A 12,661-nucleotide genomic window follows, 5' to 3' on the forward strand; every position below is an offset into this window, starting at 1 on the left:
CTGCCTTGATCTATCGCATGACAGGGACGGAGAGACCTAAACTTACATTTACTGTCCTTCTGCCCATTTAGCGGCGGGAGGACTTTTTATATGGCCTTCTTCCCGAGAGGAGAGAAATACTTGGAAATCATTACGACATTAAAAGACCTTAAAGCCTGGGTCCAAACGACAAAACAGCAAGGTGATTCGATCGGCCTTGTGCCGACGATGGGCTTTTTGCACGAAGGCCATATTTCGTTGGTAGACATGGCAAAAGCGGAAAACGCCAAAGTAGTGATGAGCATTTTCGTTAATCCGGCGCAATTCGGACCGAACGAAGATTTTGACCGCTACCCCCGCGACCTTGAGCGGGACAGCAAACTTGCAGCAGCAGCTGGGACGGATGTGATTTTTGCTCCATCCGCAGAAGAAATGTATCCAAGAGAATCCCATATCCAGCTGTCTGCCGGACCATTGGCAAATGTGCTGTGCGGCGCCAAACGCCCTGGTCATTTTGACGGCGTGCTGAAAGTCGTGACGAAATTATTTCATCTGGTACAGCCGGACCGGGCGTATTTTGGCCAAAAAGATGCGCAGCAGCTGGCGATTATCGAGTCGCTCGTTGAAGATTTCAATTTCCCGCTGGCCATCCGCAGAGGCGAGACTGTCCGCGAAGAAGACGGATTAGCAAAAAGTTCGCGCAACGTCTATTTAAGCGAAACCGAACGGCAGGAAGCTCCCCATCTGCGCAAAGCGCTGCTGCTCGGGGAACAAGCGGTCCTCAGCAATGAAGACGCGGTGCAGTCTATGACGGCATACTTAGAGCGTGAAGTATCAGGCAAAATCGATTATATTGAATTGCTGTCGTATCCGGATTTGGACCACAATGTGCAAGGGCTGGCAATTTTAGCGCTCGCAGTACAATTTGAAAAAGCGAGATTGATCGATAATATTATATTTCCGATAGAAGGGAAGAACTGAATTATGCTTAGAATGATGCTCAACTCCAAAATACACCGTGCCACTGTAACCGAGGCTGACTTGAATTATGTTGGCAGCATTACCATCGACCAAAACATCCTGGATGAGGTGGGCATGCTGGCGAACGAAAAAGTCCATGTCGTCAATAACAATAACGGCGCGCGTTTTGAAACGTATATTATTGCCGGAGAACGCGGCAGCGGCGTCATCTGCGTCAATGGAGCAGCCGCCCGCCTTGTGCAGCGCGGCGATATCGTCATCATCCTCACTTACGGATATGTCATGGACGAACAGGCGCGCAGCCACAAACCGACTGTCGCCATCATGGGCGAGAACAACGAAATCCGGGAAATCATCAATTACGAGCCTGAAGCAACTATTATGTAATCAAGCGATGGGAACAAGTGGACGATCGGCCTCGGCTGATCGTCCACTTGTTTTTTATTTCCAAGGAGTGAAAATTCCATAGAGCGATTTTCTGGTCTGGCGCACAGCGCAAAACAAGGGGATATGGTACAATTTTTAAAGAATGTATCACCTGAGAAAGAGGGTTTGCCATGAACACCCAAAGATACGTCGTTGTCGATATTGAAACAACGGGCCATTCCCCTGCAAAAGGTGACCGGATTATTCAAATAGCGATGGTAACGATTGAAAATGACATAATAATTGATACATATACGGAATTCATCCATCCCCAAAAGAAAATCCCTGTTTTTATCCAGGATTTGACGGGCATTTCAGATGTGGATGTTAAAGATGCGCTCCCATTCGAGGCCCACGCAGCAAAAATCTTCAGTATGCTGGAAGATGCTGTGTTTGTCGCGCATAACACCAATTTCGACCTTCCTTTTCTGCAAGCGGAATTTCAGCGCAGCGGTTTGCCGAAATGGCATGGGCTGACAATGGATACAGTGGAAATGGTCCGTCTAATGTACCCGACGGCGTTCAGTTTTAAATTGCAGGACATTGCTTCGGTGCTCAACATTCCGTTGGAGAACGCGCACCGGGCGGACGATGACGCGGTGGCCACTGCGCACCTGTTCCTGAAAGCAAAACAGGATTTCAGCCTGTTGCCTTATGAAACATTGGCATTGCTCCATAAACGGTCGTTCCAATTGAAATCAGATCTTTCCAGGCTGTTTTTTGAACTGACGCAGAAAAAGCGCAGTGAACAGCAAGTACAGTGTGAATATTTCCAAGGGATCCCGCTTAAGCATCGGCGCGGTATGGAAGAAGAAGAGCTTTCTTATCAACCGGCACATGATTGGGAAAAATCGCTTGAAAAGGCCTTTCCGAAATTTGAAAGACGCCAGAGCCAATTCGATATGATGGATTCGATTGAGTCAGCGCTGAAAAATAAAGAGGAGAGAGTGATCGAAGCCTCTACCGGCATGGGAAAAACAATTGGCTACCTGCTGCCGGCTGTGAATTACGCGATTGAAACCGGTGAACAGGTGCTCGTGAGCACGTATACAACTCATCTGCAGGATCAGCTCGTCCAAAAAGATGGTGAAATTGTCAGCAGTTTAGTCGGCGCGCCAATAAGAATTTCATTGATCAAAGGACTGGGGCATTACATAGATTTGCCGAGATTTGCCGAATTGGTGCACGGGCAGGATGAATCTTATGACGAGTCGTTTACAATCATGCAAGTGCTGATCTGGCTAAATTTGACGGATACGGGCGATTTGAACGAACTGAATGCATCAAGCGGCGGGCAATTCGTGCTGGATAAAATACGGCGTTCACATTTAAGGAGATTGGCGCGGGATGAAAGGCGCTATGATTTTTATGAATATGCGCTTGAAAAATCCAAAAAAGCACAAGTCATCGTCACGAACCATTCGTTTTTATTGAATCAGCGGATGCCGCATCAAAGCATTCTCGCGAATGTTGGCGCGTATATTTGGGACGAGGCGCATCAAGTGGTCCAAGCGGCGATATCACAACACGAAAAAACATTCGTTTACACGCAATGGAAATATATCTTCGGCCAATTGGGCACGTTTGAAGACCAGCAATTGTTTTACAGGCTCTACCAAACAGCGGAAAGAAGCGGATTCTCGACAGTGCCCGAATTGCTGAAGCTTGAATCGCTGTTCCTGAAATTTACCGCGTTGTTCGACGAAACGACAAACGGGTTAAGTGCAGCGTTCTATGCGAAATTCCAAGGCAGCCGCCACAAGAAATGTTCGACGCTTCTGAGTGAATTGAGTTATGACAGGCAGCGGTTTATAGAACTTCTTGGATTTCTCAATGATTGGATTGATATGTCGCAGCTTATTCTGCAAAAAGCGGAACGGCTGACAGAAACGACTATAGAGGATAAATTGGTCATTTCGGACTGGCGTTACTGGACAGAGGAATTGATGGTCAAGGCAGTCGAGTTTGGTGAAATTTTCGTCTTTCCATTGGAAGATGAAGTCAGCTGGTTGGAAGCGGATTTGCGAAGCTTGCCGACGAGCTTGTCATTTTACAAGCGTCCATTTGAAGTGACATCGATTGTCCAACGGGTGGCATCGCCTGTACGTGGAAAAAAATCGCTGATATGGTTGTCGGGTACGATGAGTGTGCCTTCGAATGAACGATTTATCGTCAATCAGCTCGGCATTCCGAATACCGTGCCGATCACCAAGTTCAGACCGCCGGAAGAATTCTATCAAGGTGCCCGGGTATTCATTGTTGATGATATGCCCGAAATCCAGCATGTGTCGCAAAGTGAATACATCGAATCAGTAGCAGATGCCGTCATCCAGACGGTGCTGGTAACAGAAGGGCGATGCTTTGTGTTGTTCACGTCACAGGATATGCTCCGCAAGACAGTGGATTTGATACAGGATACCGGGCTGCTTGATGGCTATATGCTATTTGCTCAGGGCATGACATCGGGCAGCCGCATGAAACTGCTGAAATCGTTCCAGCGTTTCCAGAAGTCGGTGCTGTTCGGCACGAACAGTTTTTGGGAAGGGGTCGATGTTCCCGGAGATGCGCTGCGTGCAGTCGTGGTCGTGCGTTTGCCGTTCACTTCACCGGATGAACCGATTTTCAAAGCGAAATCAGAAGCGATTTCCAAAGAAGGCATCAATCCCTTTTTGTATTACGCTTTGCCAGAGGCAGTGCTCAGGCTGCGGCAAGGATTCGGCCGTCTCATCCGATCGAAAGAAGATCAGGGATTGTTCATCGTCCTGGACCGCCGGATCGAAACAAAGTCGTATGGCATCGAATTCCTGAATGCACTGCCGCGCGTCAAGGTCTCAAAAGTGTCATTGGAAAAGATGGTAACGGATATTGAACATTGGTATAATAAGCAATGATATAAAATGGAACCACATATACAGAAGGGAAGATCGCTCTAATGGAATCGAAAATCGAAGTGCTGTCCACCGTGACAGTCAATTACCAGGCAGATTTGTATAAAGTCGTTGATGCATTGAACCGCACCTTAAAACACGATAATTTAATGTTCGGGTTGGCACTGGACAAAGAAGATCCAGAAAAAGCGATTTTTACAATCTATAAGACATAGGTGAGAAAATGAAACAATGGATCATATTTATACTTGGATTTCTGTCTTTTCTGGCAGTTGCTTTGATGATCGTCGTCATGGTGGCAGGCAATAAGCCGTTCACGGAAGTGGAACAGCAGGCAATTGACCGTGTGAAAAACGAGGAACTGCTGGCGGAAGTCAAACAGGCATATGTCTATGCCAATAAACAGACAGCTGTGACGGTGATCGGAACGGATGCAGAAGGCAAGCTGAAAGCGGTCTTCGTTCCTGCAGGCGAAGGCGAAATGCGTGAACTGATGATGGAAAATGCCATTGCCGCAAAAGAGGCGCGCGAAGTGGCGCTGGGTGGTATGGATGCCAAAAAAGTCCTCCATACCAAATTAGGGCTTGAAAAAGACGGCCCTGTCTGGGAAGTTGTTTTTATCAATGAAAAAGACCAGCTGAATTATGTTTACATCCTAGCGGCTGACGGCTCGAAATGGAAACAAATCCTGAACATGTGAAAGGGTTGGAGAAATTGATTAAATTAGCAGAGCGTGTACAAACTTTAACACCGTCCACTACTTTAGCGATCACAGCAAAAGCGAATGAATTAAAAGCGCAAGGTGTGGACATCATCGGCCTGGGTGCTGGTGAACCGGATTACAATACGCCTGAAAACATCATTGAAGCAGCTTACCGTTCGATGAAAGAAGGCAAGACGAAATATACGCCTGCGGGTGGTCTTCCAGCTTTAAAAGAAGCAATCATCAACAAATTGGAGCGCGACCAAGGGTTGGCGTATAAGCCGAACGAAATCATGGTCGGAATTGGCGCTAAGCATGTCTTATATACATTGTTCCAGGTGCTGCTGAATGAAGGCGATGAAGTGATCATTCCGATCCCTTATTGGGTAAGCTATCCGGAGCAAGTGAAATTGGCAGAAGGTGTTCCGGTATACATAGAAGCGACTGCCGGCCAGCAATACAAAATAACGCCTCAGCAATTGAAAGAAGCCATCACGGAGCGGACGAAAGCAGTCATCATCAACTCGCCAAGCAATCCGACAGGCATGATTTACTCGAAAGAAGAACTGCAGGAATTGGCGGAAGTATGCCGCGAGAAGGACATTCTGATTGTTTCTGATGAAATTTACGAAAAATTGATTTACGGTGACACCGTACACACATCAATCGCTGAGCTTTCAGAAGACGCGAAAAACCGAACGATCATCATCAACGGCGTTTCTAAATCGCATTCGATGACAGGTTGGAGAATCGGCTACGCAGCCGGCGATTCAGCATTAATCAAAGCGATGACGGATTTGGCGAGCCATTCGACGTCCAATCCGACGACGACTTCCCAATACGCGGCGATTGAGGCGTATAATGGAACACAAGATGCGGTCGAGGAAATGCGCCAGGCTTTCGAAAGCCGTTTGGAAACCATTTTCCCGAAAGTCGAAGCCATTCCCGGCTTCACAGTGATCCGTCCGCAAGGCGCATTTTATTTGCTGCCGGATGTCGCGGAAGCAGCGGAAAAAACCGGCTATTCATCCGTTGACGAATTTGTCGAAGGGCTATTGACTGAAGCGAACGTTGCTGTCATACCAGGTTCCGGATTCGGGGCGCCATCGACAATCCGCTTATCGTACGCAACTTCTCTTGAAGCATTGACGGAAGCGGTGGAACGCATCCATAAATTCGTAACATCTAAATGGAAAGAATGAGTGGAATATAATTTCTGGAGGCTATGATGAAAAAGATTACAATTGCTGAAATGGCAAAATACAACGGACAGACAATTAAATTAGGGGCTTGGGTATCAAACAAGCGCTCAAGCGGAAAAATCGCATTCTTGCAATTGCGCGACGGATCCGGCTTTGTACAAGCGGTCGTCGTCAAAGCGGAAGTTGGGGATGAGCTATTCGCAGCTGCGAAATCGCTGACCCAGGAGACTTCTCTATATGTAACAGGCGAAGTGAAAGAAGATTCACGTTCTTCATTCGGCTACGAGCTTGCCGTCAGCGGCATCGAAGTGATCAATGAAGCAGTGGATTTCCCGATTACGCCGAAAGAACACGGCACGGAATTCTTGATGGATAACCGCCACCTATGGCTGCGTTCACGCAAGCAGCACGCAATCATGAAAATCCGAAACGAAATCATCCGTGCGACGTATGAATTTTTCAACGACAACGGCTTTGTCAAAGTAGACCCGCCAATTTTGACTGGTTCCGCGCCAGAAGGCACTTCTGAACTGTTTGCGACGAAGTATTTCGATGAAGATGCTTATTTGTCACAATCCGGCCAGCTTTATATGGAAGCAGCTGCAATGGCGCTTGGAAAAGTTTTCTCTTTCGGGCCGACATTCCGTGCTGAAAAATCTAAGACGCGCCGCCACTTGATCGAATTTTGGATGATTGAACCGGAAATGGCTTTTGTGGAACATGCAGAAAGCTTGGAAGTCCAAGAACAATTTGTAGCGCATCTTGTACAATCGGTATTGAAAAACTGCCAATTGGAATTGGAGCGTCTGGGCCGCGACACGACGAAACTTGAAAAAATAAAAGCGCCATTCCCGCGCGTATCGTATGATGATGCGATCAAATGGTTGAATGACAATGGTTTTGATGACATAAAATGGGGCGAAGACTTCGGTGCGCCGCATGAAACAGCGATTGCTGAAAACTACGATATGCCAGTATTCATCACCAATTACCCGATCGGCATCAAGCCGTTCTATATGCAGCCGCATCCAGAACGCGACGACGTTGTGCTTTGCGCAGACTTGATCGCACCAGAAGGCTACGGCGAAATTATCGGCGGATCTGAACGGATCTACGATTATGATTTGATGAAACAACGGATCGCTGAACATGGTTTAGATGAAAAAGCCTACGCCTGGTATTTGGATCTCAGCAAATACGGCGCAGTGCCGCATTCAGGCTTCGGCTTGGGATTGGAGCGCACTGTCGCTTGGATCAGCGGAGCGGAACACGTCCGTGAATCCATCCCATTCCCACGCTTGTTGAACCGTCTATACCCTTAATTGTTGAACAGGACATTGGAATACAGAATAGAAAGGTGGTTGGGATATGAAACAGCCGAATCGATTGCACACCTGGATCGAGCAGGGGAATGTTAACATTTCCCAGCTCTTTTTTCAGTTTTATAAAGAGTTGAAGATAACCGATGAAGAAGCGATGCTGATTATGCACATCCATGCATACCAACAGGCGGGAAATCCGTTTCCGACGCCTGATGAAGTAGGAGCACGCATGATGGCCACACAGACAAATGTAACAACCATGCTGCAGAAATTGATGCAGCAAGGGTTTCTCGCAATCGAACAGGAACCTGGAGAAGATGTGAAGACAGAGCGCATTTCCTTGCTGCCGCTTTGGGATCGCCTCCTGGATTGTGTCTATAAAGAGAAGCATGCCGAACAGGAATCCTCCCAGAAAGAGCTTGAAGGAGAGATTTTCCAGCTCTTTGAACAGGAATTCGGCAGGTTTTTATCGCCGATGGAAATAGAGACGATTTCCATGTGGATGGACCAGGACGGCCACACGCCAGCCATTATCCGCATGGCTTTGAAAGAGGCTGTCATTTCCCAGAAAATCAGTTTGCGCTATGTGGATCGTATTTTGTTTGAGTGGAAAAAGAAGAACATCAAAACGACGAACGAAGTTTCGAAGCACGCCAGTTCTTTCAGAGAGAAAAATATCCAACTTCAGCCTGCAGCTTCAAATACAAAAAAAGTGCAGTTTTACAATTGGCTCGAGGACCGGAATTAGAAGGTGATCTTATGATGTCGAAGAAAGAATGGTTATCTTGTTTGGAAGAAATGGATGAAATGTTCCCAGATGCTCATTGTGAACTGATTCACCGGAATCCGTTCGACCTGCTGATCGCGACCTTGCTGTCTGCCCAGTGCACGGATAAATTGGTCAATAGAGTAACGGAAACGCTTTTCCAAAAGTACGCTACACCTGAAGATTATGTTTCTGTAACGCTCGAAGAACTTCAAGATGATATCCGTTCCATCGGCTTGTTTCGCAATAAAGCGAAAAATATTCAAGCCCTCAGCCGAATACTAATTGAGGAATATGGCAGCACTGTCCCGGCAGACCGGGATTTATTGACGACATTGCCAGGGGTCGGCCGAAAAACGGCGAATGTCGTCGTATCGGTGGCGTTTGGCATTCCCGCTCTAGCCGTGGATACGCATGTGGAACGCGTTGCTAAAAGGCTTGGACTAAACCGGTGGAAAGACAACCCGTTGCAAGTGGAAGAGACAATCATGAAAAAAACACCGGCGGAAGATTGGTCGAAGACTCATCATCAAATCATTTTTTTTGGACGCTATCATTGCAAAGCCCAGAATCCGGGATGCCACATTTGCCCATTATTCGATCGTTGCAGAGAAGGCAAGAAACGTGATAAAAAAGGGCTGGTTAAACATGAAGCAGTCACAAAAATTAACTAAAGAAACGATTGACCCTTATTTTGTCCAGTGGCAGCGGTTAAGTACGGAATTGCTGTACGTCCATCAGCAGCGCAGCAAAAGCGCTGACGAGCTGATGGCACAAGGAATCCTGCTCTTTACAGCGTTGCTGGAAGAATGCGGAGGGGAACTGGCGCCTTTGAATTGCGGGGAGCGGTTAAGCTTTGTCAATGCAAAACCGGCTCAATTCGCCGCGTTCCGACAGCTCGATGAATTGTTTACGGAAATGAATAAAAAGATTTCTTCAAAGCGGATCCAGTTGAATAAAAATGCCCATTAAAAATCCCCCCGACGCCTAAAGCGTTGGGGGGATTTTATGGTTTATGGACGATCATCACCGTTTCCATTGCCATTGTTCTCGTTGTTGTTTCCGTTATCATTGTTGTTGCTGTTGTCATTTTCGTTTTGGCCTTCTCCAGCATTGGCAGGGTCAACGGAAGCGGGATTGGCTTCGGTTTCACCTTCGCCGCCATCTTCAGGCGGAGCTTCTTCGCCTTCATCCGCTGGTTCTTCCTCAGCAGGAGGTTGTTCCTCGGCCGGAGGTTCTTCTTCAGCAGGAGGCTCTTCTTCAGCCGGTTCTTCCTCGGCTGGAGGTTCTTCCTCAGCAGGAGGTTCTTCTTCAGCCGGTTCTTCCTCGGCCGGAGGTTCTTCTTCAACAGGAGGCTCTTCTTCTACTGGTTCTTCAGGTTCTTCCACAGGCTCTTCTGGACGGGCAGCAACTTCGACGGACACAGAAGCAGAGTCGCTTCGCTGGTCATCAGTGACTGCCGCAACCCGGAAGGTATACGTTTTGCCTTCTTCAAGACCGCTGAACGTATAGCCCTGTTCGCCTGTAGTTGTCAAGACCGAACGAGATCCGTCAACTTCAACAGATACTTCGAAAGCTACATTGCCTGCATCTCCATAGTTCCAAGAGAGATTAACATTTTCGCCATCTACATTTGCTCTCAAACCTGATGGGGCGTTAAGGTCTTCCTGAACGTAGCGTTCTGAAACTTGGTTCGGCTCCGTGCCTTTTGCGAACAACTCTGTGCTGCGCAGGCTATACGGTGTGTATGCGCTCGCCAGTTGAAGAGGGGATGTACCTTCTTCAACTTGGAGTTCTACAACCGAATCAGGCTGGGTGAACGTTCCGCTTTCGCTTGTTGAAATCTCGGACATGACTGTTTTGAAAAGGCGCTGGGACAATAACCGTTCATCAGAGTCAGTGTCGACGCCGACTGCGCGCGTCGGGTAGCCGCTCCATACGGAGATTGAATATTCCGGAGTATAGCCGGCAAACCAGATATCCGGTGCGGATGATGCATCTAGACCATATTTGTCCAGTTCATCTTCCGTGTAATTGGATGTACCGGTTTTGCCAGCCAGATCCAATCCGCTGATGGATGCTTCTTTGCCTGTCGAACCGCGCAGGTCAGTATCGACCACGTCGCGCAGCATGTCAGTGACCATATAAGCTGTGCTGTCTTTCATTGCTTGTACCGGTTCTGGCTTGACGATCTGTTCAGTCGAGCCGTCGCGGAAAACGATTTTGGTGATCGTATGCGGTGCTGTATAAGAGCCATTATTGCCGAATGCCGCAAAAGCGCCAGCCATTTCGACAGTGGAGATATTATCCGTACCTAACGCTGTTGATTCGTAGACATTTTCTATCTCAAGCCCTAATTTCTTTGTAAAGTCTGCAGCATTTTCTGCTCCGACTTCTTCCAAAGTCTTTACTGCCGGGATATTGCGTGAGCGGTATAATGCTTCTCTGATCGACATCGTTCCGAGAAACTCGCCGTCAACGTTGCGGATTTCCTGGCCGCTTTCATAGGAAAGGGGTTCATCCACGACTGTTTCGCCTGTCGACCAGTCAAGGTACTCGATTGCCGGACCATAATCGATCAGCGGCTTGATCGTGGAGCCGATGTTGCGGTCTTTGGCTGTCGCACGATTGATGCGGACATCACCGCTGTAATCGCGGCCGGCTCCGACAGCACGGATGCCGCCGGTTTTGGTGTCGACGACTGTCATTGCAGATTGAACTTCCTCATCGAAGAACAAATCGGATGACATCGCATTGTTGACCACTTTTTGAGCATTGGGATCCAAGGTTGTATGAATTGTCAACCCTTCATCCATTGCGTAATCTCCATCAAGAGATTCAAGTTCGTTTTCCATCATTTCCATGAACGCCGTATATTCATTTGTTTCGACGACTTGTTTGCGCTGGTCTTCCGGCAGCAAGGAGTCTGTCGCGGAAGCCGCCTGGGCTTCTTCTTTTTCTGCAGTGGTGATTTTGCCGTGCTGCTCCATCAATTTCAATACGACGTTGCGGCGCGTTTCAGCGCGCTCCGGATTATTGAAAGGGTTGTAGCCGTTCGGGCTTTGCGGCATGCCTGCAAGCAATGCGGATTCGTGCAAGGCCAATTCGTTCAATGGCTTGCCATAGAAATGCTGAGAAGCGGTGCCGAAGCCGTAAATATTGCCAGACATCAAAATTTTGTTGAAATACATTTCAAAGATTTCTTCTTTTTCGTATTTCTGTTCAAGCTTGTATGCAAGGTATGCTTCCTGCGCTTTTCGCTTCAATGTCTTATCATTCGAAAGGAAGGAGTTTTTGATGACCTGCTGGGTGATGGTGCTGGCTCCTTGTGAACCGAAACCTCCGGTGATGTTGGCGATGACAGCACCGCCGAGGCGGATGACGTCAATCCCTGAATGGTCATAGAAGCGATTGTCTTCCGTCGCCAATATGGCGTCTTCCATCACTTTTGGAATATCTTCATATTCGATATATTCGCGGTTTTCTGCGGTCATATAGGGAATTTCCGTTTTGCCGTCAGCTGCCAGGATGGTCGGGCTGATCGGATCGCGGAGAAGTTCTTCATCAATTTCGGGGGCGCTGCTCGCGTAATAAGTAAAGAGGCCGATGCCGAATACGAGGCCGATTACGCCAATCAGCAGAAGGATCAGGAAAATTCGTTTAATCCAGCCTCCGCCTTTTGGTTTCTTGCTTTTCTGGTTGCTTTTCTTCTTCTGTTGTTCGATTGCTTTTCTGCGCTGTTCGCGCGAAACTGGTTTTTCACTCACAATCGGTCCCTCACTTTCAAATATGCTTCGTTAAAATTGTTTGAGGACAGGCAGGTAGTCAATGCGCGGAAATGCCCCCGGCACGACTTCGATTGCAATGTCTTCGATTTCTTGCAGCGCGATGGATTTTCGTCCGCCAGTCAACATGCGGTCCCAAAAAACTTCAAGCGCTTCAAAACGGATGATGAAATATCGCTGCAGCGCTGAAAAACGGATGATCATAAATGCCAGCCCCTGATGCTTGACGACCTGGGACATGTGATGGATTTGATGTTCGTGGATGTTTTTCAGCGGAAAGGAAGTTTTGTTTTCCGTTTCCTTTGCTTCAAAGTCGATGTATCGCCCATTCCACACCCCATTATAATCCGTGGTGGAAGGTGCCCGGAAATAGGCTTCCCGAATGACCGCGGCACTTCTTGAAGGGTATTCGACTTTGACGATTTGGACTGGAACCGGCTTTTTATGAATGACTGCAAGTCCTAAATGCAAGTAGTATTCATTGGTTTCATTTAATTCATCCTCTAAAGTTTTACCCCGATTACTGAAAGAGAAATCCTTTTTCTTCTTTTTCACCGGCTGTTCTTTAGCTGGGATAAATTTCTTGCCGTTCGGATAATTTATTGCCAT

General features: G+C 47.7%; 12 protein-coding genes. 10 read left to right on the forward strand and 2 right to left on the reverse strand.

Annotation, left to right across the window (positions count from 1 at the left end):
- Positions 1–120 precede the first annotated feature (120 nt).
- The 10 genes from panC (at position 121) to EGV91_RS15960 (ending at position 9,239) form a co-directional block, all read left to right on the forward strand.
- The gene (gene panC, locus EGV91_RS15915; protein ID WP_135505433.1) at positions 121–960 is read left to right on the forward strand and encodes a pantoate--beta-alanine ligase; all 840 of its coding nucleotides are present in this window, start codon (positions 121–123) and stop codon (positions 958–960) included.
- A 3-nt stretch (positions 961–963) separates the two neighbouring features.
- Positions 964–1,347 (forward strand): aspartate 1-decarboxylase, encoded by a 384-nt coding sequence (gene panD, locus EGV91_RS15920; protein WP_135505435.1) that lies wholly within the window; start codon positions 964–966, stop codon positions 1,345–1,347.
- Between the two features lie 170 nt (positions 1,348–1,517).
- Entirely contained in the window at positions 1,518–4,277 is a 2,760-nt protein-coding gene (dinG, locus tag EGV91_RS15925; protein WP_135505437.1) for an ATP-dependent DNA helicase DinG, read from the forward strand.
- 41 nt (positions 4,278–4,318) lie between these two features.
- Positions 4,319–4,489: a YpmA family protein gene (locus EGV91_RS15930; RefSeq protein WP_135505439.1), complete on the forward strand. Its 171-nt coding sequence runs from the start codon at positions 4,319–4,321 to the stop codon at positions 4,487–4,489.
- A gap of 8 nt (positions 4,490–4,497) precedes the next feature.
- Positions 4,498–4,974: a cell wall elongation regulator TseB-like domain-containing protein gene (locus EGV91_RS15935; protein ID WP_135505441.1), complete on the forward strand. Its 477-nt coding sequence runs from the start codon at positions 4,498–4,500 to the stop codon at positions 4,972–4,974.
- Positions 4,950–6,179, forward strand: a complete 1,230-nt coding sequence (locus EGV91_RS15940) for a pyridoxal phosphate-dependent aminotransferase (RefSeq protein WP_221300752.1) — start codon at positions 4,950–4,952, stop codon at positions 6,177–6,179. The genes EGV91_RS15935 and EGV91_RS15940 overlap by 25 nt, the downstream gene beginning before the upstream one ends.
- Positions 6,180–6,205: 26 nt before the next feature.
- Positions 6,206–7,501, forward strand: a complete 1,296-nt coding sequence (gene asnS / locus EGV91_RS15945) for an asparagine--tRNA ligase (protein ID WP_135505445.1) — start codon at positions 6,206–6,208, stop codon at positions 7,499–7,501.
- Between the two features lie 46 nt (positions 7,502–7,547).
- On the forward strand, positions 7,548–8,249 hold the full coding sequence (locus EGV91_RS15950) for a DnaD domain-containing protein (protein WP_135505447.1): 702 nt from the start codon (positions 7,548–7,550) through the stop codon (positions 8,247–8,249).
- Between the two features lie 11 nt (positions 8,250–8,260).
- On the forward strand, positions 8,261–8,941 hold the full coding sequence (gene nth / locus EGV91_RS15955; protein WP_135505449.1) for an endonuclease III: 681 nt from the start codon (positions 8,261–8,263) through the stop codon (positions 8,939–8,941).
- The gene (locus EGV91_RS15960) at positions 8,916–9,239 is read left to right on the forward strand and encodes a YpoC family protein (RefSeq protein WP_135505451.1); all 324 of its coding nucleotides are present in this window, start codon (positions 8,916–8,918) and stop codon (positions 9,237–9,239) included. Before nth ends, EGV91_RS15960 begins: the two co-directional genes overlap by 26 nt.
- A 41-nt stretch (positions 9,240–9,280) precedes the next feature.
- Here EGV91_RS15960 and EGV91_RS15965 read toward each other — a convergent pair whose 3' ends face one another.
- On the reverse strand, positions 9,281–12,034 hold the full coding sequence (locus EGV91_RS15965) for a PBP1A family penicillin-binding protein (RefSeq protein ID WP_135505453.1): 2,754 nt from the start codon (positions 12,032–12,034) through the stop codon (positions 9,281–9,283).
- A gap of 30 nt (positions 12,035–12,064) precedes the next feature.
- Positions 12,065–12,661, reverse strand: coding sequence for a Holliday junction resolvase RecU (recU, locus tag EGV91_RS15970; RefSeq protein WP_135505465.1), 597 nt, complete (start codon positions 12,659–12,661; stop codon positions 12,065–12,067).

Source organism: Planococcus koreensis, from assembly GCF_004761975.1.
GTDB lineage: Bacteria > Bacillota > Bacilli > Bacillales_A > Planococcaceae > Planococcus > Planococcus koreensis.

What these genes read in the sequence shown, in the direction of transcription:
- EGV91_RS15940 (WP_221300752.1), top strand. Translation starts at nt 4,950, where the DNA reads ATGGAAACAAATCCTGAACATGTGAAAGGGTTGGAGAAATTGATTAAA.
- asnS (WP_135505445.1), top strand. Translation starts at nt 6,206, where the DNA reads ATGAAAAAGATTACAATTGCTGAAATGGCAAAATACAACGGACAGACA.
- panD (WP_135505435.1), top strand. Translation starts at nt 964, where the DNA reads ATGCTTAGAATGATGCTCAACTCCAAAATACACCGTGCCACTGTAACC.
- dinG (WP_135505437.1), top strand. Translation starts at nt 1,518, where the DNA reads ATGAACACCCAAAGATACGTCGTTGTCGATATTGAAACAACGGGCCAT.
- EGV91_RS15935 (WP_135505441.1), top strand. Translation starts at nt 4,498, where the DNA reads ATGAAACAATGGATCATATTTATACTTGGATTTCTGTCTTTTCTGGCA.
- nth (WP_135505449.1), top strand. Translation starts at nt 8,261, where the DNA reads ATGATGTCGAAGAAAGAATGGTTATCTTGTTTGGAAGAAATGGATGAA.
- recU (WP_135505465.1), bottom strand. Translation starts at nt 12,661, where the DNA reads ATGGCAATAAATTATCCGAACGGCAAGAAATTTATCCCAGCTAAAGAA.
- EGV91_RS15950 (WP_135505447.1), top strand. Translation starts at nt 7,548, where the DNA reads ATGAAACAGCCGAATCGATTGCACACCTGGATCGAGCAGGGGAATGTT.
- EGV91_RS15960 (WP_135505451.1), top strand. Translation starts at nt 8,916, where the DNA reads ATGAAGCAGTCACAAAAATTAACTAAAGAAACGATTGACCCTTATTTT.
- EGV91_RS15930 (WP_135505439.1), top strand. Translation starts at nt 4,319, where the DNA reads ATGGAATCGAAAATCGAAGTGCTGTCCACCGTGACAGTCAATTACCAG.